The organism is Rodentibacter myodis (genome assembly GCF_001999305.1).
Taxonomy (GTDB): Bacteria; Pseudomonadota; Gammaproteobacteria; order Enterobacterales; family Pasteurellaceae; genus Rodentibacter; species Rodentibacter myodis.
Genome location: NZ_MLHQ01000008.1, coordinates 46,393 through 73,012 on the forward strand (window position 1 = coordinate 46,393; position 26,620 = coordinate 73,012).

The 26,620-nt window shown below is 35.8% G+C and carries 29 protein-coding genes and 1 tRNA gene; 13 read left to right on the plus strand and 17 right to left on the minus strand.

The window, feature by feature from the left end; all coding sequences use genetic code 11:
* Window positions 1-1,134, minus strand: coding sequence for a dual-specificity RNA methyltransferase RlmN (gene rlmN / locus BKL49_RS02525; RefSeq protein WP_077423065.1), 1,134 nt, complete (start codon window positions 1,132-1,134; stop codon window positions 1-3).
* Between the two features lie 246 nt (window positions 1,135-1,380).
* Between rlmN and BKL49_RS02530 the strand changes: the two genes are divergently transcribed.
* Window positions 1,381-2,256, plus strand: coding sequence for a D-alanyl-D-alanine carboxypeptidase family protein (locus BKL49_RS02530; RefSeq protein ID WP_077423066.1), 876 nt, complete (start codon window positions 1,381-1,383; stop codon window positions 2,254-2,256).
* 70 nt (window positions 2,257-2,326) lie between these two features.
* Here BKL49_RS02530 and srlR read toward each other — a convergent pair whose 3' ends face one another.
* From srlR to mobH, 13 genes are all read right to left on the minus strand, one after another.
* On the minus strand, window positions 2,327-3,097 hold the full coding sequence (srlR, locus tag BKL49_RS02535) for a glucitol operon DNA-binding transcriptional repressor SrlR (RefSeq protein ID WP_077423067.1): 771 nt from the start codon (window positions 3,095-3,097) through the stop codon (window positions 2,327-2,329).
* 22 nt (window positions 3,098-3,119) lie between these two features.
* A complete protein-coding gene (gene gutM / locus BKL49_RS02540; RefSeq protein ID WP_077423068.1) occupies window positions 3,120-3,482 on the minus strand; it encodes a transcriptional regulator GutM in 363 nt (120 codons plus the stop codon).
* Window positions 3,483-3,718: 236 nt separating this feature from the next.
* Window positions 3,719-4,501, minus strand: coding sequence for a sorbitol-6-phosphate dehydrogenase (gene srlD, locus BKL49_RS02545; RefSeq protein WP_077423069.1), 783 nt, complete (start codon window positions 4,499-4,501; stop codon window positions 3,719-3,721).
* Window positions 4,502-4,512: 11 nt separating this feature from the next.
* Window positions 4,513-4,878: a PTS glucitol/sorbitol transporter subunit IIA gene (srlB, locus tag BKL49_RS02550; protein ID WP_077423070.1), complete on the minus strand. Its 366-nt coding sequence runs from the start codon at window positions 4,876-4,878 to the stop codon at window positions 4,513-4,515.
* 49 nt (window positions 4,879-4,927) lie between these two features.
* Window positions 4,928-5,914, minus strand: a complete 987-nt coding sequence (gene srlE, locus BKL49_RS02555; RefSeq protein WP_077423071.1) for a PTS glucitol/sorbitol transporter subunit IIB — start codon at window positions 5,912-5,914, stop codon at window positions 4,928-4,930.
* A gap of 13 nt (window positions 5,915-5,927) precedes the next feature.
* Complete coding sequence (srlA, locus tag BKL49_RS02560) at window positions 5,928-6,473, minus strand: PTS glucitol/sorbitol transporter subunit IIC (protein ID WP_077423072.1); 546 nt, start codon at window positions 6,471-6,473, stop codon at window positions 5,928-5,930.
* A 208-nt stretch (window positions 6,474-6,681) separates the two neighbouring features.
* Window positions 6,682-7,857 (minus strand): 23S rRNA (uracil(747)-C(5))-methyltransferase RlmC, encoded by a 1,176-nt coding sequence (gene rlmC, locus BKL49_RS02565; RefSeq protein ID WP_077423177.1) that lies wholly within the window; start codon window positions 7,855-7,857, stop codon window positions 6,682-6,684.
* Window positions 7,854-8,900, minus strand: a complete 1,047-nt coding sequence (nagZ, locus tag BKL49_RS02570) for a beta-N-acetylhexosaminidase (protein ID WP_077423073.1) — start codon at window positions 8,898-8,900, stop codon at window positions 7,854-7,856. Before nagZ ends, rlmC begins: the two co-directional genes overlap by 4 nt.
* A gap of 2 nt (window positions 8,901-8,902) precedes the next feature.
* Window positions 8,903-9,253: a YcfL family putative periplasmic lipoprotein gene (locus tag BKL49_RS02575; RefSeq protein ID WP_077423074.1), complete on the minus strand. Its 351-nt coding sequence runs from the start codon at window positions 9,251-9,253 to the stop codon at window positions 8,903-8,905.
* Window positions 9,253-9,603 carry a purine nucleoside phosphoramidase gene (gene hinT, locus BKL49_RS02580; RefSeq protein ID WP_077423075.1) on the minus strand — a complete coding sequence of 117 codons (351 nt, stop codon included), beginning with the start codon at window positions 9,601-9,603 and terminating at the stop codon, window positions 9,253-9,255. The genes BKL49_RS02575 and hinT overlap by 1 nt, the downstream gene beginning before the upstream one ends.
* A gap of 385 nt (window positions 9,604-9,988) precedes the next feature.
* Window positions 9,989-10,064, minus strand: a tRNA-Lys gene (locus tag BKL49_RS02585).
* 253 nt (window positions 10,065-10,317) lie between these two features.
* On the minus strand, window positions 10,318-11,055 hold the full coding sequence (locus BKL49_RS02590) for a tyrosine-type recombinase/integrase (protein WP_077423076.1): 738 nt from the start codon (window positions 11,053-11,055) through the stop codon (window positions 10,318-10,320).
* Between the two features lie 160 nt (window positions 11,056-11,215).
* Window positions 11,216-13,195 carry a MobH family relaxase gene (gene mobH / locus BKL49_RS02595; protein WP_077423077.1) on the minus strand — a complete coding sequence of 660 codons (1,980 nt, stop codon included), beginning with the start codon at window positions 13,193-13,195 and terminating at the stop codon, window positions 11,216-11,218.
* Between the two features lie 219 nt (window positions 13,196-13,414).
* On the opposite strand from mobH, the gene BKL49_RS12410 reads away from it, so the two are divergent.
* The 5 genes from BKL49_RS12410 (at window position 13,415) to BKL49_RS02620 (ending at window position 16,352) form a co-directional block, all read left to right on the plus strand.
* Window positions 13,415-13,588, plus strand: a complete 174-nt coding sequence (locus BKL49_RS12410) for a hypothetical protein (protein ID WP_167367108.1) — start codon at window positions 13,415-13,417, stop codon at window positions 13,586-13,588.
* Window positions 13,589-14,020: 432 nt separating this feature from the next.
* Entirely contained in the window at window positions 14,021-15,142 is a 1,122-nt protein-coding gene (locus tag BKL49_RS02605; RefSeq protein ID WP_077423078.1) for an AAA family ATPase, read from the plus strand.
* 8 nt (window positions 15,143-15,150) lie between these two features.
* Complete coding sequence (locus BKL49_RS02610; RefSeq protein WP_077423079.1) at window positions 15,151-15,615, plus strand: type II toxin-antitoxin system VapC family toxin; 465 nt, start codon at window positions 15,151-15,153, stop codon at window positions 15,613-15,615.
* Between the two features lie 194 nt (window positions 15,616-15,809).
* Entirely contained in the window at window positions 15,810-15,956 is a 147-nt protein-coding gene (locus BKL49_RS12415; RefSeq protein WP_167367109.1) for a hypothetical protein, read from the plus strand.
* A 207-nt stretch (window positions 15,957-16,163) separates the two neighbouring features.
* Window positions 16,164-16,352, plus strand: a complete 189-nt coding sequence (locus tag BKL49_RS02620; RefSeq protein WP_077423080.1) for a hypothetical protein — start codon at window positions 16,164-16,166, stop codon at window positions 16,350-16,352.
* Window positions 16,353-16,654: 302 nt separating this feature from the next.
* Here BKL49_RS02620 and BKL49_RS12595 read toward each other — a convergent pair whose 3' ends face one another.
* The gene (locus tag BKL49_RS12595) at window positions 16,655-17,017 is read right to left on the minus strand and encodes a hypothetical protein (protein ID WP_143530792.1); all 363 of its coding nucleotides are present in this window, start codon (window positions 17,015-17,017) and stop codon (window positions 16,655-16,657) included.
* A 106-nt stretch (window positions 17,018-17,123) separates the two neighbouring features.
* Between BKL49_RS12595 and BKL49_RS02635 the strand changes: the two genes are divergently transcribed.
* Window positions 17,124-17,303, plus strand: coding sequence for a hypothetical protein (locus BKL49_RS02635; protein WP_077423081.1), 180 nt, complete (start codon window positions 17,124-17,126; stop codon window positions 17,301-17,303).
* Entirely contained in the window at window positions 17,296-17,595 is a 300-nt protein-coding gene (locus tag BKL49_RS02640) for a type II toxin-antitoxin system RelE/ParE family toxin (RefSeq protein WP_077423082.1), read from the plus strand. The genes BKL49_RS02635 and BKL49_RS02640 overlap by 8 nt, the downstream gene beginning before the upstream one ends.
* 248 nt (window positions 17,596-17,843) lie before the next feature.
* Here BKL49_RS02640 and BKL49_RS12785 read toward each other — a convergent pair whose 3' ends face one another.
* Together BKL49_RS12785 and BKL49_RS12600 are read right to left on the minus strand one after the other, a co-directional pair.
* Complete coding sequence (locus tag BKL49_RS12785) at window positions 17,844-17,966, minus strand: hypothetical protein (RefSeq protein WP_279625906.1); 123 nt, start codon at window positions 17,964-17,966, stop codon at window positions 17,844-17,846.
* 29 nt (window positions 17,967-17,995) lie between these two features.
* Window positions 17,996-18,160 (minus strand): hypothetical protein, encoded by a 165-nt coding sequence (locus BKL49_RS12600; RefSeq protein ID WP_244151939.1) that lies wholly within the window; start codon window positions 18,158-18,160, stop codon window positions 17,996-17,998.
* 135 nt (window positions 18,161-18,295) lie between these two features.
* On the opposite strand from BKL49_RS12600, the gene rdgC reads away from it, so the two are divergent.
* From rdgC to BKL49_RS02680, 5 genes are all read left to right on the plus strand, one after another.
* Complete coding sequence (gene rdgC, locus BKL49_RS02650; protein WP_077423083.1) at window positions 18,296-19,213, plus strand: recombination-associated protein RdgC; 918 nt, start codon at window positions 18,296-18,298, stop codon at window positions 19,211-19,213.
* Window positions 19,213-19,458, plus strand: coding sequence for a hypothetical protein (locus BKL49_RS02655; RefSeq protein WP_077423084.1), 246 nt, complete (start codon window positions 19,213-19,215; stop codon window positions 19,456-19,458). The genes rdgC and BKL49_RS02655 overlap by 1 nt, the downstream gene beginning before the upstream one ends.
* Window positions 19,459-21,006: 1,548 nt before the next feature.
* Entirely contained in the window at window positions 21,007-22,086 is a 1,080-nt protein-coding gene (locus BKL49_RS02670) for an AAA family ATPase (RefSeq protein ID WP_077423086.1), read from the plus strand.
* On the plus strand, window positions 22,083-24,272 hold the full coding sequence (locus BKL49_RS02675; protein ID WP_077423087.1) for a S8 family peptidase: 2,190 nt from the start codon (window positions 22,083-22,085) through the stop codon (window positions 24,270-24,272). The genes BKL49_RS02670 and BKL49_RS02675 overlap by 4 nt, the downstream gene beginning before the upstream one ends.
* Window positions 24,273-25,560: 1,288 nt before the next feature.
* The gene (locus BKL49_RS02680) at window positions 25,561-26,565 is read left to right on the plus strand and encodes a virulence RhuM family protein (protein ID WP_077423088.1); all 1,005 of its coding nucleotides are present in this window, start codon (window positions 25,561-25,563) and stop codon (window positions 26,563-26,565) included.
* Window positions 26,566-26,620: the final 55 nt, after the last annotated feature.

Below are 26,620 nucleotides of genomic sequence, written 5' to 3' on the forward strand. Positions count from 1 at the left end.
CTAATTTACTTGTGTAATGCCAATATTTTGTCCGAATTGGCGTTTCATTGCCGTACGTTTGGTGCGGTCAATCACATCGCCGGCGAGCTGTCCGCAAGCGGCATCAATATCATCACCACGGGTTTTACGTACAATCACGGTAAAACCATATTCCATCAATGTTTTTTGGAAGCGATCAATACGACTATTGGAGCTTTTCGCATAAGGTGCTTGTGGGAACGGATTCCACGGAATCAAATTTATTTTACAAGGGGTATTTTTTAATACTTCTGCAAGCTGATGGGCGTGTTCCACCTCATCATTAACGTGATCAAGCATCACATATTCAATCGTCACTTTTCCGTGGTTTGCGTTGGAAACGCTTAAATAACGGTTCACCGAATCAATCAAACTTTTAATATTGTATTTTTTGTTAATCGGTACAATTTCATCGCGCAATTCATCGTTTGGTGCGTGCAAGGAAATCGCCAATGCCACATCAATCATTTTGCTTAAATTATCCAACGCCGGCACGACACCGGAAGTTGAAAGGGTGACGCGGCGTTTGGATAAGCCATAGGCAAAATCATCCAACATAATTTCCATCGCCGGCACAACGTTAGCCACATTTAATAAGGGTTCACCCATTCCCATCATCACCACATTGGTAATTGGACGGATACCGGTCACGCCAAAATTACCGATAATTTTTGAAGCCCGCCATACCTGCCCTATAATTTCCGATACCGTCAAGTTACGGTTAAAACCTTGTTGAGCAGTGGAACAAAAAGTACAAGCCAAAGCACATCCCACTTGGGAAGAAACGCATAAGGTTGCACGATCAGCTTCCGGAATATAGACGGTTTCGACCTGCTGTTCGCCCACTTGCATTGCCCATTTTATTGTGCCATCGGCAGAACGTTGTTCCACCGCCACTTCAGGGGCTTTAATTTCCGCTACCGCTTTTAATTTTTCCCGCAATTTTTTATTGATGTTGGTCATATTGTCGAAATTATCTTCGCCAAAATGATAAATCCATTTCACTAATTGATCCGCTCGAAAGGGCTTTTCACCCAGCTCTTGAAAAAATTCACGCATCTGTTGGCGGGTTAAATCCATTAAATTGATTTTTTTCGGTTCGGTTTGTTCTAACATAAAGCCTCGTTGCTACACATTACGGCGATGGAAATTGCGGCACGGCTACAACAAAAAGCACCACAACAAAAAGCCTGAATAAAAATGAGTGGCGATTTTACAGATTTGTCGGTGGATAAGCTAGCAGATTTCCCAAAACAAACGCATTTTTGACCGCACTTTTTACGTATCTCATCACAAAAATACAATCTATTTAACCCAAAAGTGCGGTAAAATACGCGCCCATTTTATTTATCGGTGTTTGTTATGTTAAAAAAATGCTTTCCAATTTTATTTTTTATCCCGACTTTAGCGATGGCACAATCCTATGTAGTTTACGATTTCACCCGTGATAAAGTGTTGGAAAGTCACGCCCCTCACCACGTTCAACCCATTGCCTCTGTCACCAAATTAATGACCGCAAATGTGTTTTTGGAAAATAACAAAAATCCTCGCTGCACCGCCTCCATCACCGATGATGATTATGATTACATTAAAGGCACACATACAAAATTACCTAAATATACGCCCATTTCCTGCAATGAATTATTGAAAGCAATGCTGGTTAATTCCGACAATTATGCGGCACACGCCCTTTCCCGTTCGGCGGGAATGAGCCGTTTGCAATTTATTCAAAAAATGAATGAAAAGGCTCGAGCATTAGGTATGCGTTCAACACGTTTCACCGATAGTTCCGGTCTATCGGAAAGCAATATTTCAAGCGTAATGGATTTAGTAAAACTGGCGAAATATTCGATGAATAAACCACAAATCCAGACGCTTTCCAATATGCCTGCCGCTTACATTCAAGCCGGATCACGTAATGTTTTTGTGAAAAACACCAACAAACTGGTGCGTGAAGAAGTATTTGATGCGGCAATTAATAAAACCGGTTATATCCGCGAATCGGGCTATAACCTTGTGTTTATCAATAAACATCCTTGCCGAAATTCAACCATTGGTGTAATTAGCCTCAATAACAGCTCTTCCCAATACCGCACCAATTTCACCAAAGGAAAATTGGAAAAATACGGCTGTATCGCCGGACACCGCCTTCACAATTTCACCGCCGATGAAGCCCAATACGAAGAAGGTTATGACGAAGAAGGATTGAGTAATCTGATCGAGCAGCTTTCTAAATAAAAGGAAGGATATTTACGTAATCAAGAAAATTTTAATCAGTCCGAACCCGGCTCGGACTGAATTTATTTAATTACTCGGCAATAAGTACTTGAATATTCTTTTCTAATAAAGCCTGATGAATTTGTTTATCCAGCCCATTATCCGTTATTACTACATCAATTTTATCTAACGGACACACCACATTCGGGCTACGTCGTCCAAATTTTGAAGAGTCTGCCAGAACAATAATCTCCCGAGCAGCCCCCGTCATTGCTTGACTCACTCCGTGTACTTCATTAAATGTAGTCAACCCCAGTTCTAAATCAAACCCATCAGTACCGATAAATAATTTATCAAAATTAAATTTTTCAAAAGTGGACTCAGCCAAAACACCGTGAAAAGAAGCCGATCTTGCCCGATAAGTTCCCCCACACATTAATAATTCATAATTATTTTCTAAACTTACCAAACTATTAATGATGTGCAGACTGTTGGTCATAATGGTTAAGTTATCCAGTTTTCCCAATAATGGAATCATTTGTAAGACGGTACTGCCCGAATCAATAATTACCGAGTCACCATCTTTTAACAAACTGACTGCCATTTTGGCAATCTTACGTTTTTGTTCCAAATTGATATGAGTTTTATTCGCCATCGGTAATTCGTCATCTTCTTTTTCATTACCGACCAGTATGACGCTACCGTAAGTGCGTAAAACTTTTTGCTCGTTCTCCAGTATAGTTAAATCTTTACGAATAGTCGTACCCGTCGTAGCAAAAAACTGTGCCAAGGTATCTACTGTAGTTTTACCATTGGTTTGTAAATAATCTAAGATCGCAAGTTGTCTTTCTTTTGGTTTCATAAAACATCCGTAATAGTCACGACTATTGCAAACGGATTGCTTCCTCTAGCGCGTCTTGTGATGCTTTACTATGCGGAAAAATCTGCGCCGGAATAATTTCACTATGCAATAATCCTTGTAATGAAGTAATCGTTTGAGGCGTAGAAAAAACACTTAACCCTTTTATTATAAACGAATTTACGACACAACAATTTTGATCAAACGCGACGGCAATGACGACTTTGGGCTTGAATCGTCCCTTAGAACGACCTACTCCCACATTCCCTTGCTGACATAGTAACGAAAACGCTTTATTAAATTGGGAAATTTGTCGCCAACCGAGTAAGATTTGCAAAACCCAAGCAATAATAGCAATTAAAATAAGCGAATTAGTTACATTTTCCATAAGATTATCTCATATTTTAGAATTTATTTTGAGCGGAATAAAACATTTATAGCAAAATTTATCATACTGCAATTTATGTAAACCAATAACCCCTCTCTAAAATGACCGCACTTTAAAAATAGATATATGAATGGATTCCTTATAACCTGAACTACCGACTTGATATAAAAAATAGCAAGCCGGTTGATAATTTAAACAATTTTTAGAATATTCTTATCCAATCAAGAAAAGAAAATCTAAAACATCACCTGTCCTCCGGTAATATTTATTGATTGTCCCGTACAATAGGCAGCCTGTTCACTGGCATAAAACAATAAAACATTCAATACATCTTGATAATCACAACCTCGTTTTAATGGTACTTTATCAATATAAACCTGTTCCACTTCTTCAGGGGAAATGCCTAATTTTTGTGCATATTGAGGAATAAGCGATTGAAACATTGGTGATTTAAGTAAATTACCCAGCATTAAAGAATGTACGGTAATCCCCTTATCTGCCAAATCTAATGCTAATGATTGCGTTAAACCAACGCCACCAAATTTTGCCGCACTATATCCAGAATTATGCTTGCTGCCTACCTTGCCGGATTTAGAATTAATTTGGATAATTCTTCCCTTAATACCGTCACGAACCATTAATTTGGCAAATTCTCTGGCGCATAGAAAATAGCCGGTTAAATTAACCTGCACTGAAAATTCAAAATCTCGTAAGCCAAACTCAGTAATTGGTGCAGCCTTAGCAACGCCTGCACTATAAACCAATAAATCGCTACGTCCAAAAGCCTGATCAACGTTATTTGCTAACGCAATAACACTCGCTTCATTTGTTGCATCAACCTGAAAACCTTGCGCGACTGATTTCCCTAATTTTCGATTAATATCCTCTGCAGTTTTTTGTGCATTTTCTCCGTTTAAATCCGCAACCGCCACCCGGTAACCATTTTCAGCTAATCCTGCACATAAAAAAGCGCCTAAGGTTTGTCCACCACCAACAACAATGGCTACTTTTGAATTCATATTATGACTCCTTAATTTTTAATAATGCTTAAAATACTATTTTCTGCAATATCCATTGGAATATTACCTTTTACATGAATTGTTCCTGGGTATTCCGCCACTTCAGCCCCATCAAAACGCCAAGTAACATGCCCAAGTTCTTTCAAATTAATATTTGCGACTTGACCAATTGCTGTAATTTGAAAGTTTTTATCATCAATTTGTAATATATCGCCTAATTCAATATTAGTTTGTAATTCACCGTGAGAATGAATAAAGCAATAGTCCTCTAAATCGACCGGCGCACCTTGTTTAAAGGTAATTAACATATTTTCCATAAGTGCTTCACGGGCAAATTTACCAATCTTGGTAAATTGAGTTTGATAAATAATTGTCATTTAAAATCCTTTTTTTAGAGAGCGGCACATACCGCTCTTTATTAATTCGTTAATAAATATATGCCGATACAAACCAAGCAATTAATACGGTTGGAGCGCCTGTCAAAAAGCGGCTAACCAATACTGATGGCACACCAACCCGAACCGTATCCTGCTTAGCTTCCGCTAAAGACAAACCAACCGGAATAAAATCACAGGCAGCTTGCGCATTAATGGCAAACAATGCCGGTAATGCCAAATGTGGCGGAATATTTCCTAATCCAATTTGTACACCAACTAACGTGCCGATAACCTGTGCGATAACAGCTCCCGGCCCAAGGAATGGTGATAAAAATGGAAAAGAACAAATCAATGCCAATGTCACCAAACCTATCGGACTATTTGCTAACGGTGTTAAACCATGCGCAATCCAATCCCCCAACCCCGAAGCAATAATGATCCCAATCAATGCAGAAACAAATGCCATAAACGGTAGAATTGTTTTCAACACCGTATCAATCGTATCGCGTCCAGCTTGGAAGAAAATAGCTACGACAGCGCCCATCCCCATCCCTATTTTTGCGAGCAAACCATCGCTTTGTTCAGTGATTTTCTTCGTACTGTCATAATTTTTAAATGCAATGGTTTGATTATTATCAATATCTTCTGAAGCTTCTTGTGATAATTCGGCATCAATTAAAGTAATATTATTTTCCTTTACAGCGGATACATAAATATCTTCCAGAATATATTCTGCAAGCGGTCCTGACTTTCCGGTTGCATGAATATTAATCGTAGGAATCCGCCGTTTAGGGTACAATCCACAGCGTAGTACACCACCACAATCAATAATGGCGATACCAATTTCGTTGCTTTCCGGCTCACCCTCTTTAAAACCGTCAACAGCCTCCCAACCGGTCAACTCAATTAAACGATCAACAATGCTTGGTCTTGTTCCTGCGGTCATATATAGAATTTTTTTATCTGCCACAACCGGAATAGTCAAAGGTCCACCCCAGCCACTGTTGCCTTTTTCAATATAAAGTGCTTTTGTCATATATTGTTACTCCTTATAGGTGTACTTCACGTTCTAATTTAATTCCCATCCGTTTCTCAAAAACAGCTGTAGTAAAATCCGTAATCCAACCACGAAAGAAATTGGTAAACATACCAACTAACAAATAGCTCACCGCTAATGGCGCTAAAGGTAAACCTAAAGTTGTTAATCCGCTGGCAATACCTAAATACACAAACAACTCGCCCGGGTTAATATGTGGGAATAAACCATTCATTGAGTGGCAACTATAAGAAGCGGCAGCGTAATAACTCGGTTTATAGCGTTCAGGTAAAAATTTTCCCAAACTCAGCGTCATTGGGTTACAAAATACGAATGTACCGAATACAGGTAAAATCAGATAACGTGAAATTGGATTTCCGGCACTTCGCTGTGCTAATTTCTCGATGCGTTCCTGCCCAATTAGTTTAATAAGAGCATTCATCACCACTAATAATGAAATTAATAATGGTAAAATTCCTGTCACCATGCCGACAAAAACCTCACCACCTTTCTGGAACAAGCCAATAAACCATTCTGCACCATGTGTAATAAATTCCATAAGTTTTCTCCCAAAATGAAAGTTTTATGTTTTGTTTCTGATCTAACAACTAATCATTGAAAGGAATATTATTTTATTTTGAAAATTAAAACTGTGATCAAGATCTCAAAAATAGAAAAACATTTCATTTTAAAACAAATTTATTTCAAAATGAAAAGTAAATTCTCAATGAAGAACCAGGAGGAAGAGGATAAATGAAAGTAATCAATTAATAAGAAATGAGTTCCAACAACACCAACACCTCATAATGTGCAGTGTGAGGGAACATATCGAAAAGTTGAATTTTCGTTGGTTTATAGTGGGTCAAAAGCTGTAAATCTTTGCCCATAGATACCGCATTGCAACTGGAATACAGGATAAAGTGCGGTTGCATTTCATTGAGAAATTCACTCAATGGCTTGCCGATACCGCGGCGCGGTGGATTAACAATCACGAGATCTGGTTTGCTTTCATTTTGATTTAAAGCGAAATTGACGGCATCTAAAGATTGAAATGTCACATTTTTCAATCCTAATTCTTGTGCCGAGGTGGTGGCGGCTAAAATTGCAGAAGGGGAAATTTCAATGCCTGTGAGTTCAATGGGCTGAGGCTGTTTTTCTTGCAATGCTTTCGCACAGTGCAAACCAAAGCCACCCACGCCACAGAAAAGATCCCAAAGTGATGTGATTGGGCGATCTTTTATCCATTGTTGAGCAGTTTCATATAATCTTGAGGCGACTCTCGGGTTGGTTTGAAAAAAGCCTTGTGGGCGAATAAATAACGGCACGCCATTAAAATTTTCCGGCAAAAATTGTTGCTCGGTCAAAAAAATTTCGGTTTTCCCTTCTAAAATTGCAGCGTGTTGGGGCTGTAAATTCACGCTCACCACCGCCAGTTGCGGTAATCTTGCTAATAATCCGTTCAATTCACGGCGAATCAGCGGTAATTTATTTTCCGATCTCAACACAAAACGAAGCATTAACTTGCCTGTCGCCACGCTTTCTGTGAGCAAGATATATTTTAATTCACCTTTTTGTTTGGCGATGTTGTAAGGAACAAGTCCTGCCCGCCCGATAAAATCTTTGAGAAGGGGAAAAATAGCCTGAAAATGCGCCGGATAAAGAGGGCAATCGCATAAATCTACGGCACTTTGTGGGTCATTCGGATTCTTCAAAATGCCTAAAATAGGACGTTCCACCGCACCACTTACGACCATTTTGGCTTTATTGCGAAAATGCATTTGAGGAGAGGGGAAAGGCGGCAGCCAAATTAAGTCATCACAGTCTAAGCCTAAAAGTTGTGTTTTAAGGTGAGAAATTTTTTCATCAAGTTGCCGTTCATAAGGCATTTCAAGCCACCGGCAGGAACGGCAATTCCCCGATTGATAATGATGACAAGAAATCATACTTTGATTGCCAACCATTCTTGTTGAAGTGCGGTCAATTTTTTATGATTTTCCAACCAACGTGATGTTTTGGTCAGTTCCGACCAGCTCAATGATTTTTTCTTGAATAAACCATTCAGACGGGCTTGGCGTTGCTGAAACTGTGTTTGGGATTCATTGAGTTTTAATTGATCCAAAACTTGAATCACGCCCTTGCGTTCATTACAAAGCAGCAATAAATCGCAGCCTGCATTCAATGCTTTTTCGCTACGAGCCACAAAATCGCCCATAAATCCCGCCCCTTTCATTCCGAGATCATCAGAAAAAATTGCCCCGTTAAAATTTAACCGTTCACGCAGAATATGTTTTAACCAATATGTCGAACCGCTTGCCGGCTGGCTGTCGCATTGTGTGTAAATCACGTGTGCCGGCATAATGGCATCTAATTTTTGTTGTTTGATTAATTGTTGGAAAGGCTGAATATCTTTATTGAAGATTTCTGACGGAGAACGTTCATCGTAAGGGGTTTCCAAATGGGAATCTGCCAGTACGTGTCCATGCCCCGGAAAATGCTTACCTGTTGTCGCCATTCCTGCTTGGTGCATACCATCAATAAAAAAACCGGCTAAATTGACCGCACTTTGCACTTCATCGGCAAAACTGCGATCACCAATAGCACGACATTGATGACCAAGATCCAAAACAGGCGCAAAACTCAAATCAATATCAAGTGCGGTCATTTCCGCCGCCATTTGCCAACCGGCTTCATACGCCCAATTTTGCTGTTGGATAACATCTGACGACAGTGCAGCAAAAGCCTGCATTGCCGGTAATTGGGTAAAACCTTCACGAAAGCGTTGCACCCGCCCTCCTTCTTGATCTACCGTAATGAGCAACGGCTTTTTCACCCGTTCGCGTATGGATTTTACAAGAGCTTGAATTTGTTCACGATCGTAAAAATTACGTGTAAATAAAATTAAACCGGCAACCAAAGGATGTGCCAGCAATTCAACTTCTTCTTGGGTCAGTTCGTAACTTTCAAGATCAATTAATAATGTTGACATAATTATTGCAAATAAAGACGGTAGTTTGTGCTTTCCGGGGTTGGCTTGATTAATTCAATCGCTTTTTGTTCTTGCGGCTGTAAGCGGAAATTGCCTGATACACTTTCACGTTGCTGTTCCCAGACTTGGGTTACCCCTTGAGCATCGTACCAAAAAAGGTGGTAATTCACGTTCAATGGCTGCGTACTTTTATTCTTCACCCACGCTGAATTTGATCCTGCTTTTGCCTCAATACGTGGCGCAAGTTCCGCAGTGATATTCAAAATGGGGGTATCGGTATGAACCAAATTAGGGTTGGAAGCCGAACAAGCCGCCAACACCAAAGCCGCTAAAAAGATCAGTGATTTTTTCATTATTTATCCAACATTTTACCAAGTGATTCGCCACCAACAAGGTGCATATGAAGATGAAAAACTTCCTGTCCACCGTGTTTATTACAATTTACGATTAAACGATAACCGTCTTCGGCAATGCCTTCCTGCTTGGCGAGTTTTGCCGCCACGGTAAATAAACGCCCAAGTGAAATCTCATCTTGTTCTGTGACATCATTCGCCGTTGGAATAAGTTTGTTTGGAATAATTAAAATATGGGTTTTCGCTTGCGGTGCAATATCACGGAATGCGGTGACCAGCTCATCTTGATAAACAATATTTGCGGGAATTTCTTTACGAATAATTTTACTGAAAATCGTTTCTTCTGCCATAGAATGTTCCTTTACGAATGAAAAATACGATGAAAAACAACCGCACCTTTTATCAGAAATCAGGCTTGATTGCAATTTGCCTTTTTATTTAATAAATGCACAATATTTGTGCTTTTGGGCGCATCTCAGCAATCTGAAACGATTTATCGCACCAATATAACGAAGATATTTATGAATGAGGGAGAAATATAAACAACTGAATTAATAAACCGTGATTTGTAGAGTGAGGTGAATCATCATTTGCCAAATATCGCGAACAGCGCAGAATAGTTCTAATCAATTTGATAATACGTTATCGCCTACCTATTATTAATGAATAGGAGTTTAGATAACAAAAGGTCACAAGCTACTGACTTAAAATGCACAGCTCTTAGAAATTCGATACTGGTGGGTCGTGAAGGATTCGAACCTTCGACCAACGGATTAAAAGTCCGCTGCTCTACCGACTGAGCTAACGACCCAAGTATAGGATTTTAAAGGAGTTTTTTATAAAATTTACATTCTATAAAATGGTGCCCGAAGCCAGACTTGAACTGGCACGCCTCGAAAGGCGAGGGATTTTAAATCCTTTACCTTATTTTTTCAAAAAATTACCGTACAATGACTTCTCATCAAATTTGCACGATGAAATAAAAAAAGATCCGTTAGTAGCAAAACAGTACTACTAACGGATCCAATTCTACGCTTTTTATATTGCTTGTAAAGGCTTTATTTTTAGTACACTGAATCTAAAGCTGAGCGTAGATCCTCGGGGTCTTCTTCAATATAACTCATCGTCACTTTCAAATCAGAATGCCCTAATATTCGTTTTACATCATAAATACTCGTTTTATTCTTAATTAATTTTGTCGCCAGAGTATGTCTAAAACGGTGAGGTGATATTTTGCAATGAACCACTTTAGATAACACATTGAAAATATGAGATAGCTGATGATTACTCATTTCTTTACCTTGGCGGTAATTCGTTGTTGAAAAACGATTTACATTAAAAAACTGTGCATCATCATTATCCCCCTTTTTCTTTAATTCATAGGCTATTCTCTGAAAATCGCTGAAAAGTATTTGGGGAATTGGTATTTCGTGATATTTATGGCTCTTATTTATATGTGACGGTATGCAAATCATTTTCCTTGATAAAGAAATATCTTTTACCCTCAATTTTACAAGTTGAGCACGACGAATTCCCGTATATTTCAAAACATTAATTAAGCATAAAATAAACCATTTAGGTTGTAAGCGTGCCGGTAAATTCTCTTCATTTTGAAAAAGTAAATCTATTTTCTTAAAAATTACATCATCTAAAACTTTTCTTGGTGCCTTATCTTCTCGAACCATCATTTTTTTAAATGGATTATCTTTAATATTTATGAAATTTTGTTCGATCGCAAAGTTGTAAAGGCTCTTTAAATGACGGCAATAATTATTCCATGTTACCGCTTTTATCTTAAGCAAGACTTCAGTTCTCCAATGAACAATATCTGCTTTGGTTAAAGTATGAGGTAACTTACCGGGGTAAAATTTGGATAATTGATTGACGACCTTTTGGTATGCTTTCTTAGTATCAGGTCTTAATTCACGAAATAAAAAAATTGAATTAATAGTTCATCAAATGTCATTTGATATTTCCTTTTAGTTTTAACCAGTGGTTATTGAACACCGGTTTATTTCCCACAAAAAGCTTCACATCTTCAATCAGATATCCACTTAATGAAGATGTTTTTTTCTGTCCAACTACATCACATGACCAGATATTCCAAGAGTCTCCATCCGCATATAAGCGTTTATGAAGCCCTAAATCTTGAAATTGCTTTTGTAAAAACTCCCAATCTTCTTGCTTATCACTTCCTAACTTTTCTTTCGTATATAACTGAAATATAGCCGGAGTAACCATAAAAAGATGATCTTCTACAAAGTGTAATTTTGCATCAGGTTTATTAATATGTATGGACTTCGCTATGATACTCTCCTTTACCCATTTGATAAAATTTTCAGTTGTTAATAAATCATCACTATCAATTACTATTTTATCCTTCGCTTTTACTTCCGAAAGAGGGCTTTTTTTCTCTTTTAACTTTTTGTTCGCTGTTGTGACGGGTATCACCTTTGATAAAGTTGTTTCATACTCTGTCTCAGATAACTTTTTGTTCGCTGTTTCAGTACTTATATTATCAGGTTCATCGGAAGGTAATGCTGTCGAGAAATTATTTTCATCCAATGTAGGAAATAAGTCTAAGTAAGCACTCATTGGATCGGATTCTGGCTCAGTTACTATATTTTGTTCATTTGTATCAGGAGTTAGCGTAACATTTGGTGAAGTTTCAATATTATTAAACAAAAATTCACTGCCGATAGTATCGTTATTCTTAATTGAAGATTCAGATATCGCATTGGTTCCAACTTCAACGTCTGTGACTACCTTATTTTTCCCATCTTTACCCACTACGGTAACAAGCCCCTCAAATAAAGAAGGACGATCACCGATATTTTCCCAAATGACATTTGGAGAAATTCTTAGCAATGAAAAGGGATCATTATGTGTCCAACCACTATGAGAGGTGACTTTACCATACCATATGGCTGTATTTTCAGTTGTTGGCTCAATAAGTTTATGAGCTTGTAACTCGTCAAATATTCGACTATTTTGACTTGGAACCGGTACCCCTTGGTGCATCAAATAGGCTTTGATTTTATCTGCAGTGCTTTTACTCATCACCCAAAGTGCATCACTTGTTAACCATCCTTCACCGCCCCCTTTCGGGGCATTTAATTTCATACCGTTAATGACTTCTTTTAAAGCAATATGTAGCTGTTTTGCAAATGAGATTTGTGTTTTTTCACCAATTTTTTGAATATCCCCGCCAAGTGCCATTGTCACGCTAATTTGATCTGCTTTTTGAATAATATCTGCCAAAACACCGGCTTTATCTGAATGACCATTAATAAAGTACATCAATGCAGAAAAAGCAGTCGGGAATTCTGCTAGCCAATTAAGTGCCTCTTTAGGAATAAATTGCTGCGCAAATATGCCTCCTATTACAGGATGAAGTGAATAATCTCGTGATTTGATGTAACGAAAACGATATGGAATATCTATTTTACCTTGCCAAGGGAACCAACGACGCTGATCTTCTAAAACAACCTCAATATCAACCGCACTTTTCCCCAAGTCGTGTAATAAAGCGGCATAAATAACAACCGCTGTCCAAACATCTCTTTGTTTTGCCTGTTCTTCCGGTGGGGAATTTGGTGGTAATACATAATTTTGTCTCAGTTTTAAAGCAACAGAGAGTACCTCCAAACCATGGTCAAGCATACCACCGACATGAGCGTGGTGATGACTTTCGGAGGCAGGAAGGAGCTGAACTATTTCAGCATATTTTTCTATTGGTTCTCGATAGAGTGTATTAAACATCTGCGGGGTCATCGATACGTTTCGCCAAATATCTGTCAAATACTGCTCTCTTAGTGGAGTATTGAGTAATTCTGAGGCAGATAATGGTTCATACCACCCTTTAGTTATGAGTGTTTCTTTCGTAATGCTGTTTTTTTGAGCATTCGTCACGCGGAATAAAGTTAAGAATTTTTTTAACATTCTGGTAATGTTTTGTTAAGTTTTCTGTATTACAACAGTAACTCACCGACAAGGTAAAGCAAAAAGTTAATGCAATTTCATTTTGATTTTTTTATACTGTCTTTAAGGCGTTACAAGCAATAATATTTCATAAACATTAAAGGCTTAGCTTTTTAGATGTAAAGTTATAAATAGCCTGAAATTTTCACAGGTTAACCTATATGAAAGGAGAATAAGACTGTGAGCATTGCATTATCGCAAGATTTCCAATTAAAGAATGACAAAAAACATCGTTTTTATACAGATGATGAGCTTGCTCTTTTATATAAATTAGAAAATGATTTAGTTCCAACCAAAACACACGATCAAGCGATGGAAAATCTACGCAAATCCTTACATTTGGAAGACAAATAATGAAGTTTGATTATAACGTTATTTAGTATGATTTAGCTGAAAGTAAGTGACTAAACCAAGCTAATTACATTTTATATCATCATCGCAGAGCGGTTTTATGACGCAATCAAGAGCGAAATAGATAAACTTTCGTACACGGCAGATATTTATAAATTTCATAAATGCAAAGAAATTCCCATTTTAAACGGTAAGTATCAAGTGAAATTTCTTATCGATCTTGAAAATGTCTACATTGTGGATTTTAAATCTGCTTGTCAGAACACATACTAAAACCAATTTAGAAATTGTCAGAACCTTAACACTTATTAGAAACACTTGCTAAGATTTAACTTTATTTTGATACTACTTCAATACCTTGCAAGTGATAATATTTCACCAATACGATATTTTATAAACTCCAAATTGGCTTTATGCATAAATATAGAGGTTAATATGAGCAACCCAAAATTGAATGAAATTCCTTCAACCTATGAGTTTTGGGGAGTAAAAGGAATTGAACGACTATCTATTAATCTTGACCCAAATAGTAAAATAAATGTTTTTATTGGGAATAATGGGGTTGGTAAAACAAAAGCACTAGAATGTTTATATCAATCCTTATTATTTTCTAATGAACAATATTTTGTTAAAAACGCTCTGCTTATTGGCAATTTTAAATCAAATTTAGTATTTAATAATGCAAGAATTAATAACATTTTCTTTTGGGATGGGAATGATGTTTCTAGTCATATCTTGAAAAATATTAATAAGATTGTTTCCTTTCCTATTGTTTATATTCCTGCACAAGAAAGAGGATATATAAAAGATCAAAATATTGAAAGTATAAGACCCTTAGGTAAGTATCAAGAAAGAAAATGTGAGTATTTTGAAAATATATATAAAAATCTGAATGAATTTCATAATACTTCTATTACAGAATGGTTTATTCAACGAGCTATGTCTACTAATGAATACCAAACAGGTGTTGATAATAGAGAAATTGAATTGCTTTCTGTACTAAATATATTAAATAAAATTGATGATCGTATTAGTAACGATAAGAAGTCTTTTTCTATACCCGGAGGAAATTCTGTTGAATTCACAATAGATGGTCAAAAAAGAAATTTGCAAGAACTCAGTACCGGATTTACTTCATTAATTAAAATTGTACAATCAATTGTATCAGGCTATTCATTTTTCACAAATTCAAATAATATCGAAAATGAAATGGGTGTTGTGTTAATTGATGAAATTGAAAGCCATTTACATGTTAGTTGGCAAACAAAGATATTACCTATATTAAATAAAATTTTTCCAAATACTGTCTTTATTGTTGCCACTCATTCATCATTAGTGTTATCTCAGTTATATAATGGTAAAGCATACCAACTGATCAATGAAGGCGGTATTGTTGTAAATAAAGAGATTGTTAATCCTAGTAATGAGGCATTTGTTGATCTACTTTATAGCGCATTTAATGTTAATTTAAATAATATCAAGTTAAATAATATTCAAAATGAACGTTCTAAAAATCAACAAAATAAATTATTCGATATTTTAGGAATTTCCAATTAGGTTGAAGTATGAAGAAAATTTTATTAGATACAAATAAAATTATCAGTATATTAAAAGGTAATTCTAATGCTCTTAACTGGTTTAAACAACAGTATAAATCAGGTCAAGCTCTCTTTTTTACAACTCCATTAATTCGACACGAGGTTTTGCGCTTTTATAATTATTCCAATAAATTGGAATATGACAAAGCAGAAAAATTTTTATCTGAATTGGAAATTATTAACATTGATAAAGCAATCACAGATATAGCGACTGATATTTTTAGGTATGAGAAAACACAGTATCCTGAACGCTATCAATCGCAATCTGATGGAACAGAAAAACGTTTAGATAAATATAATTTTGATACCATGTATGTTTCTACGGCAAAATGTTTTGGGTTAGATACGCCATCAAATGATGGAGATATACCTAAGATTTTGTCACTATATGACGAGATGATGTCCTATAAGGTAGAGGAAAAGGCTCTTTAGCCTTTTAGCCCTTTCGCCTTTTCGGGTAAGCCCGTTTCCCCTCGGGAAACGGATTTCCCCTTAAATCATTCCCCTTGGCTCGTCAGAGCCCCCTTAATAACCTTTTGGCTTTTTTGGTGTATGATGTCAAACAAGTTTATTTCCATTAACCGGAGGAAAATATGGTATTCAAATAGCCTGGATATGATGAATTTTTGGCTCGCAAAATTGCGCAGGGTCGCGCTGAATTAGAAGCTGGAAAAGGTATTCTATTAGAAGAGGCAAAAGTACGCGTGCAGGCGACCGTTGAAAAAACAGTTAAAGAATTAGATGATTTCAAACGCTCAGTAGTATACTCATAAGTATATAATTATTCTTCCGAAATATTGAGTTGTATATAAGAATGTGTGCGACAAACAATTATTTGAACGAGTTCCGAAACGATCGGAATCCGTTTACACGAGAAAACTTTTGTATTTGCATCAATATCACTCTATCAGTTAGAGTTACTGAGACAAAGCACCTATAACGTACATGGGTAGCCTCCCTATAGATCAGAAGGAAATGCTATGCAACATATTCAGCAGCAATCTCACCCTATTATTGAAGATCAAATACAAGCAATGTTCGAACAATCTTTAACAGAAGAACAACGTTTCTTGCAAGATATAATGACAGGAAAAATTAAGCTAATTCCACACAATGAAGTTATGGAAAAACTTGAGTTTGTTTTGAAAAATGGGTTACAAGGCAAATGAAACAAGATTATCTTGTATTTTGGTCTGAACATGCAGAATCAAAATTATTGGACAAAGCAGGTTACATCTACAACGATAGCCAAAATAACATTATTAGTGAACGATTTTTAGAAACTATGCGTTCTTCTGCGTAAAAATTAAGTTTTGTTGCAGCGGCTTACGCTGATGGATATTTTCATATTTACCCTCTCAAATATGGACATTCTGTAAAATTCATTGTGGTTGGAGAAACCGTACTTATTGCAGACTTTCTCCCAAAAGGCTCAAATTTACATTGAAACTTCAACCCCAAAACCTATTGTTCAGATGAAAAGAAAATTAGGACTGAGTAATTGGAGTGAAACATAAGATAACAAACGCCAGTATTTACTGGCTTTTTTACAAGTATTCCAATGTAAATTAGGTTCTATTTTCCCATCCATTTCATCCCAAGTGTCATAATCGCTATTATCAACCTCTACCTCATTTTCTGCTTCAGTGTTGTCATCATCGTTAAGTTCAGATTCCAATGCTTCTTTATCCACTTCATTTAGGAACTTCCAATAATTACAAATCAGCTCATTTTCACCGTATTTTTCCCATACGCCGGGATAAAAATATTCTGCTTCAACATGACAAATACCCCCTTCTTGTGGGTCACGAATATTTTCAGCATAGCTAATCAATATTAAAAGAAAGGCAAATACCTTTAATCCCGTTAGGGATTCCCTTAACCTTTTGGCTTTTTTGGTGTATCATTCTCTCAATAATTCCTATTTATAGAGGAAATGTATGATTTTCAAAGAACCTGGATACGATGAGTTTTTGGCTCAAGAAATTCAAGATGGACTTGATGATGCTGCCAATGGTAGATACTGTACTGCGGAGCAATTTAAACAAGAGATGGAGTCATTATTAACCCGTAAAGAACAAGAGCTACAATATTTAGAAGGTAATGTAGCGTATGGCTAAACCTTGGGTTGTTACAGATAAGGCTAGGAAGAATATAGCTAAGATCCTAGATGATGTTGTTGAATATACGTCTCATACAGAGACAGGTATTAGATTATATAACGAGCTTGTTGAAAAATTCAATTTGATTGGAATGTTACCTAAATGCGGGAAACTTAGAGCAGATCAAATGGGTACAAGAGAAGTTTTCGCTAGGTCTTACCGTATTGTATATCAAGAATTTGATGATCATATTAAAATCTTGACTGTGATTCATAGCCGTCAATTCTATCCCCCAAGAGTAAAAAGATAATATTTTTAGATAGTCCCTCACACCACGCAATTAGAGCGGAAATGTCATACTATCTTACTGATAACCCACGTTAATTAATACGTGGGTTTTTAGTATGTTCTTTTGACAGGATAATGTCCCCTCGGTCATTAAATACAGCAGGGATCCGCAGAGTGCTCATCGGCCAGCTTATAATGAGCAAGTAGCGGGTTCTAGGCAGCGGCTAGAAAACAATGGGGAGTTTTTACTCCCCATCATTTTATCCAAACTTATTTCCCATCCATTTCATCCAAAGTGTCATAATCGCTATTATTAACTTCAACTGTCTTATCTTCTGTATCATCATTATTATTGTCATTATTTAACTCGGATTCTAAGGCTTGCTTATCCATTTCACTTAAAAACTTCCAATAATTACAAATCAACTCATTCTCACCGTATTTTTCCCATACGCCGGGATAAAATATTCTGCTTCAACATGACAAACACCCCCTTCTTGTGGATCACGAATATTTTCAGCATGGCTATCGATATTAAAAGAAAGGTAAAAATGAGTAGGCTCTGTTTCATTATCTTTACAATTCAAAAAAATTGCTTCAATTTAATGTTACCTATCTTCTCCCTTTTAATTGAATGAAAAACTCTCTGCAACCTTGAGATAATTTCTCACTGCTATTTTTATTCAAATCTCTATGATGTGAAAAAATAACAACATAAGAGGATTGATTATGTTTGGTTCAAAAATGCCATTATCTATCGTTTAACAAAATCTATTAATTGGGATTTAACACAATTACAAAATCAACTGAACGATTGTGCTTATATTCCTTGCAGTGCGCTGGATATGAGTAAATTTGGCTGGATTTCACCATTACGAGATTCAGATTTACTGTATTTTTCCGTAGGAAAGCAGATTTTTTTGGTAGCAAACAAAGAAGAAAAAATGCTACCTGCAAATGTAGTGAATCAAGAATTAGAGAAACGTATTAAAAGCCTGGAGAAAAAAGAAAACCGCAAACTGAAAAAAACTGAAAAACAAATGTTAAAGGATGATGTAGTGATGAATTTATTACCTCAAGCATTCAGCAAGAATCAACATACAGCATTGTGGATTGATACAGAGCAAAATTTAATTTATGTCAATGCAACATCAAACAAACGAGCAGAAGATGCCTTGGCTCTACTCCGTAAATCTTTAGGCTCTCTACCGATTATTCCCCTTACTTTTGCTAACGAACCAAGCACAGTTTTAACCCATTGGGTGACTCAAAATAGCGTACCTGACTGGTTAACGGTATTAGATGAAGCGGAATTGCGTGGCGGTCAAGAAGACAGTGTTATTCGCTGTAAAAAGCAACCGCTTGAAGATGAAGAAATGCTCTTTCATTTTCAGCAAGGAAAAATTATCACAAAACTCTCTCTAGACTGGGAAGACAATTTGAGCTTTGTCATTCATGAAGATTGTACCCTTAGACGCTTAAAATTTGCTGATGTTATCCGCGAAAAAAATGATGATATTTTGAAAGAGGATTTCGCTCAGCGTTTTGATGCGGATTTTGTATTAATGACGGGAATTCTTAGCCAATTGACTGAAAATTTATTGGCGGAATTCGGCGGAGAAAAACAAAGGGAGCAATAATGAAAAAATTAATAATTTTTAATTTAATCACAATGACAATGCTTTTTATTGCATTAATACTAAACTTCATCGAAAAAGGAATTAATGTATATACCTATATAGCATTGTCTGCTTTAACCATCCAATCTTTTGTTTTTATCAACGCCTTACAAACAAATAAGCAGAGAAAAAATTTAGAAAAAATACTAGAGAAGTTAATAGATAAAGAACTCATCAAGTTAGATGATGCTTCTACCAAAAGGTAATATAAGTATAACTTAGACAATCTAGAGGAAAATGGAAAAGGTTAGACGGGATATTTATAAGGATCTTTCTAAGGGGGGGGGTAATAAATTTAGCAACACAAAAATATGGTTTATCTCTCTCAACTATAGCAAGGTTAAAAGGAAAGCAATTAATATGCTTGATATTTTTTATTTAATAAAAAGTTTGATGAAAATTAAGGTTTGATAAAAAGCTTGAGAATTACGCAAAAGATAAAATAGAACTTTTTACTAAACTAAATCTTATTATCATCTCTGGAAAGATAGCTACAGGAAAATCAACATTAGTTGAAAAACTAAAAGACCAATGTGAACATTATAAGTTTATTGAAAGTATTTCTGATTTTAAGAATCATCTAAAAAATTTAGATGTTGATGATATCTTATGCATTGAATCAATTGGTGATGAAGATTTTAATTATGTCTTATCTAATTTAATAAGATTAAAAAATAAAGTGATTTTAACAACCATTGATTTTTGTTATCTTGAGCAATATGAAAATTGGAATCAATTTATGATTTCTCAAAAATGTAGAGCTAGGATGAGAACTTCTCTAGTTCACTTGAGATTAACTAGGGAAGATATCCTTGCTGAGAATATTTTTTAACCATCTACATCTATAAACGACGATTTTATTTCTGATTTAAACTTGGAAAGTAAAGAATCCTCATTGATACAATTATGTAATTTCTGTTGTAAAGGTTTATATCCATCCCAATAGCTCATTGGATAATTAACATCAATAATATCTTTGGGGATTCTCTAGCTTCAAGCCTAAATAGAAGAGGATATTTCTCACAATCTATGAAAAATGAGGTAGCTAATGTATCCTTAATTATGTATCCCTTAATTATTGCGTCTGAATCTAGTCTTTCAAATGCAAATAACATTAAAATGAATCGAGCTGTATTATTTAATCTATCTGAACCATAAAAATCTTTTAAGTAGAAATCAGATGAAAAGTAGGTATAACAAACATTGCTACGCTTAAATTCTTGGGCAATATACACATGACCATTGCTTTCATTTAGGATTATGTGTAATTACCATCCAATGTCGTGTTCAAAAATTCTTTAGCAAAAGAAAGAGGGGATTATTTTCGTATATGTTAAAAATGAACAGAATAAAAAGAACCAACCCCGTGTTGAAGCCATCGAACATTACAACCAAACAAAGATGATAAGCGTGCAAGTTCATCAAATTTAAGAATAACCTTACCATCAACCCACTTTTGTACAAGTAAAGGTGGGTTTGTCAGCGGTCTGGAGTAAATACCACTATTCAGCTTCTTTACATCATTTCCTCTTACTGTATTGGTTGTAATATACCATCCAGTATGCTTCTACGGGAGCAATTTAACCTTCCTTTTTTACTAGACTTACTAATCTCAACGCAAAAACAACACCGGCTCACATTTCCAGCAAAGTGGTTCAATTTAATCTAAAAAACAATAAAAATGGCTTTAATTTTATTTTTTTTTGGCTATAATTTAGAAAGTTTTGTTTCTTTATGAGGATTTTTGTAAATTTATGGCTAATGTAATAAATGAAATGTTTATTGATGTAGTAAATGATGCACTTACTGGGAAAAAAGATAGTCTTTTGATGAGGTTGAAAGTAATAGCCAAAAAGCTAAAGAAAGAACTACCTGACTTAGCAAAGGAATTGGAATCTTTAATTTCCACTTCAAACACTAATTCTGTCACAAGAGGGCTATCATTAACACATCAATTTTCTCCTGTTGATGCCGATACCAGACAAAAATTACTAATTGAAGTATATCCGGTAATTATGGATACAGTTCCTATATGGTCAGAAAAAGTAAATACCCAGTTAAATCGATTTATAGCTGAATGGGAAATGAAAGAATCCTTACATAAAGGCGGGCTATATCCTTCTACGTCTCTGCTCATAAGTGGTCCGCCAGGAGTAGGTAAAACATTATCTGCCAAATGGATTGCTCATAAACTTGACATACCTCTCCTAACTTTAGATCTTGCCAGTGTAATGAGTAGTTATCTAGGTAAAACCGGAAATAATATTAAAGCCGTACTCAATTATGCTTCATCTTTTCCATGTGTACTATTACTCGATGAGTTTGATTCAATAGCTAAAAAGAGAGACGATACAACTGATGTCGGTGAATTAAAAAGATTAGTAACCGTTATTCTCCAAACTATTGACGAATGGCCTAAGCAATCTGTACTGATAGCAGCAACTAATCATTCAGAGCTTCTAGATCCTGCTGTTTGGCGACGGTTTGATAGTATTATTGATTTTGAGCTTCCAAATCAAGAGCTAATTAAAAAGTATCTGATATCTAAAGATATTAGTAATAATCTATCAGATTATATATCAACTAAATTGTATGATGTTTCTTATGCCATAATAGAAAGATCCATTAATCAAGCTAAAAAAAATTCTATCATAGAAAAAAAAACTTTCAGTGCAACATTAATTAATGAATTATTAGGTGATAATGTTTTACTGGAAAATGTTATTGAAACAATGTTATCAAAAAATATTTCTCAACGAAAAATTGCACAAGACTTAGGAATTTCAAGATCTCAAATACAAAAATTTGTGAAAGGACAAGGATTACAACAATGAATAATAAAAATATGCTTCTTGGTTATGGAGAAACGCTTACTAGACCAGTAGTATTAAATACAGGCGGAGGACCTAAAACTAAGCCGTATACATATGAAGAAAACAAACCTGTTATTATAGCGCAGCTAAGTAAAGTCATTTCTGAAATTAACAACACACTACCGCTTGCAATGCCAGAGGGAAAAGCAGTAGTAAAATTCGTTCTTCATCCAGCTTTTTTAGCTAAAAGTTATTTTCCAATTAAGCTATTAAATAAATTTTCTCTTCAAAGTATAGGCAGTAAGGCCGTTAGTATTAAACCTAGAAAAGATATCAAAAAGAGAGGGAAGAGAGAAGAATATACAACCGCCTGTATTTATGTGTCCGGTAAAAAAGAAAATTTTCAGGACTTTCTTGATACATTAAATGAAGACAACCTAAATCAAATCTTAAAAGATGATTTTATTACGTTAGAAAATATATCTACATTAACTATCTCAGATAAAATAAAAAGTTTTAATAATGATGAGGTTGTAGCTGTTGAAATAGCTTTACATACACCCAATACCTCTTCATGGATTGTTGATGCTTTTGAGGTATTTGCAAAACAAAATGGTGTTTTCGTAGATAAAAAAAGAAGCATAAGCGTAAAAGGATTAACATTCATTCCTGCCAAAGCCAGTAAAAATATGGCATTGAAACTCGCAGAATTCTCTTTTCTCCGAACCTTAAGAGAATTACCCCAATTACGGGTTAATGATCCTGTGATATTACGTTCATCTACCAATGGCTCCACTCTTAGCCTTCCTTCAGAAAAAGCTATAAATCCTGATTTAAAAGTCGCAATATTCGATGGAGGACTAGGAATTAATAATTTTGCTCCTTGGGTTAAAGAATATATATGGGGTAATGGTAATACCAGTGCGCAATTACTTTCTCATGGGCAAGATGTTACATCCACCGTTCTTTTTGGTGTTGTGAATAATGATACTAAAAAGCTTAGCGTACCTTATTGTAATATAGATCATTATAGAGTGTTAGACTCAGATATTAATAATACTGATATAGATTTATTTGATGTTCTTATCCGTATAAAAACGGTATTAGAACAAACAAAATATGATTATATAAACCTAAGTTTAGGTCCAAGACTCCCGATTGACGACGATGATGTTCATGTATGGACTTCGACCCTTGAAGAGATTTTTGCTAAAAGCGGAGCACTTTGCACCGTCGCTGTTGGCAATGACGGACATTTGTCAAAATCACTGAACCGAATTCAACCACCTTCAGATTTAGTTAATGGATTATCTGTTGGTGCGGCCACCTCTCTATCAGATAATTGGGAAAGATGTTCATATAGCTGCATTGGTCCTGGTAGAAGCCCAGGGTATATAAAACCAGATGGTGTTGCTTTTGGAGGACACGCTAAAGAACCATTTCAAACATATAGTCCGATGACTAATGGAATTGTAAGCACTGCCGGTACTAGTTTTGCTGCCCCGTTAGTATTACGCCAGGCAATAGCCTTAAGTACATCCTTACAACATAACATCACGCCGTTAACAGCTAAAGCTCTTCTCGTACACCATGCAGAACCTAAAGACTTTCCGCGTAACGAAATTGGATGGGGACGTTTCCCTAATGATATTAATGACATTATCTATTGTAGTGATGATGAAGTAAAAGTTATTTATCAAGGAATACTCAAACCATCACAATATATGAGAGCCTTAATTCCAATTCCAAACATACCTATACGAGGAAGTGTAACATTAAGGGCAACGTTCTGTTTCTCAACTTCAGTAGATCCAGAACATTCTCTTAATTATACAAGAAGTGGACTTGAAGTTATTATGCGAAAAAGTACTGACGATGCTCCAGGACTTACATTTCCATTTTTTAATCAGAAACGTATTTACATGGATGAAAGTGAACAACGAGATGCCCATAAGTGGGAAAACACAATAAGAAGTGAACACAAATTTAAGGCTAACCAGCTAACAGCCCCATGTTTTGACATAATTTATTATGGAAGAGATTGTGGTATGCCTGTTAATATAGATGAACTGGAAGATTTACCTTACGTTTTGGTTGTAACATTATCTGCAGAAGAAATGCCTGAGCTATATAACCTGATAAGACAGAGATACCAAACACTCCAACCAATTCAGGTACAGCAACAAATTGTATTACAACACACTTAATATTTTAATACATAATAAAAAGCTGAATATCACTATTCAGCTCAGACCGCTGATAAACCTTTAAAGCAATGTGAGTAATATTTAGGGGGGAGCAGCGGTCTGATAACAGAGAATACTACTAGTTTCTTATGTTCCAATCTCTTTTAACTCCTATGTAATCTTCTGGCTTTGACTACGCCCTGCAATAGAATGCTTTTTGATACTCCCCTGACTATGTAATCGTCTTAATGCGTGAGCAAATGCAATAACAATTGAGTGGAAATCAGTTTATCAAGCGTATAACCTTCCAATTCAAAAGCCTTAACCACAATCTCGTTTGTTGATAATATCATCCGAAAGGCAATGACATAGGTGGCAAAACGTAAAGGAATTGCCCGAATAGACTCAATTTTTCCGGATGTAGCGCTTCTGTTATCACTTACTTCACCAGCGTATCATTATTAAGCCTGGGAAATTTACCTAAGGCATACCAATCGCTTTTAGATGAATTGGGAAATTATGAACTCTCGAATAAGAAAAAGCGAAGCTATCCAAGAGCCGTGAGAAAAGCTTCAATTTAATGTTACTCATCTTCTCCCTCTTAATTGAATGAAAAACTCTCTACAATCTTGAGATAATATTTCACTGCTATTTTTATTTAAATCTCTATGATGTGAGAGATAAAAAATTACACAAATCACTCAGAAAAGAAAACACTTATCCATAACATAAAAGTAATAATATGATCATAAAAAACAAGCGCAATTAATTTATAATATAAACATCTTTCACTTCAAAAGGCTTATGAGCCTGCCAAAAGTGTCGTTTACTTCTAAAATTACATAATCGGTAATGCCTTGCTGACTTAATTGATAGTCTGTATAAACCCCAGTTAAACCACCGCCAATAATTGCAGTTAAGAGCTGTTTATTCACACAGTTATACAAATAATAATGCTAAAATAGAGACTGTGTTTGAATAATTCAGCATTTGTGCTACAGGCGTAGCCATCAATGAGCAAAGTACCAGCCTGGCGTAATGGTAAAAGATGATTTGACAAGCGGATATTTAATTTATCTATTTACCGAAATAAATTGTTTAACGCAGTTGGTGTATTACCTTGTATTCCCTAAAGAAAATGCAGAGTTAAACAAAGTGAAACAGTTGAAAATCTAGCTTATGCAACAAGTTTAAAAGAACGATGGGATTTTTACGAAATTTTGAGATTTGCATCAAAAAATGCTCTTTTCTCCTTTGCCTATATTGCAATTAGCATTAGACTAAATAGAATTTCAGTTAAGGAGTTTGTATGATCAAATCGGAAATTGTTTCTTCGGTTGCGGAATATCTCACCTTTATGACTGCCACAGGAGAGAGCCAAGTCAATGCCATTTATGCGGACGAAAATGTCTGGTTGAGCCAGAAAATGATAGCACAGCTTTATGATGTTGAAGTATCCACGATTAACTATCATCTAAAAAAAATCTTTGATGATAATGAGTTAGCTGAGAATTCAGTTATTAGAAATTTTCGAATAACTGCTGATGACGGTAAAAATTATCAGACAAAACACTACAATCTTTCATCGATTATTGCCGTGGGTTATAAAGTCAATTCTGAGCGAGCGGTGCAATTTCGTAAGTGGGCGACAGAGATTATTCAAACCTACACCATCAAAGGCTTTGCAATGGACGATGAACGCTTGAAAAATGACGGCACACGTTTAGGCAAAAAGTATTTTGAAGAACAACTTGTCCGTATCCGAGAAATTCGCTTATCAGAACGCAAGTTTTACCAAAAAATCACCGATATTTATGCAACTTCCATTGATTACGACCGCACAGCCACGGCGACTAAACGCTTTTTTAGCACGGTGCAAAATAAATTGCATTGGGCAATTCATGGTCATACCGCCGCAGAATTGATTGTAAAACGGGCAAATGCCAGCAAGCCAAATATGGGCTTGACTACTTGGAAAGATTCACCGAAGGGCAAAATTTATCCTTTTGATGTGGTAGTGGCGAAAAATTATTTATCAGACAATGAGTTAGCTCAACTGCAACGGCTTGTGTCCGCCTATTTGGATATGGCGGAAGATATGGCATTACGCCAAATCCCGATGACAATGCAAGATTGGGAAACAAGGCTTAACCGTTTTTTAGACGCCACTGACCGAGCAGTACTGCAAGATGCTGGCAAAGTTACCGCCGAAATCGCTAGAGCTCACGTTTTGAGCGAGTTTGAAAAATATCGTGTTATTCAAGATCAACATTTTGAAAGCGATTTTGATCGTTTGTTGAAAGGGGAGGAGTAAAAGAATGGTGGGATTTTTGAGTGATTTTACGACTGAAAGGTGAGTTTAATAAAAT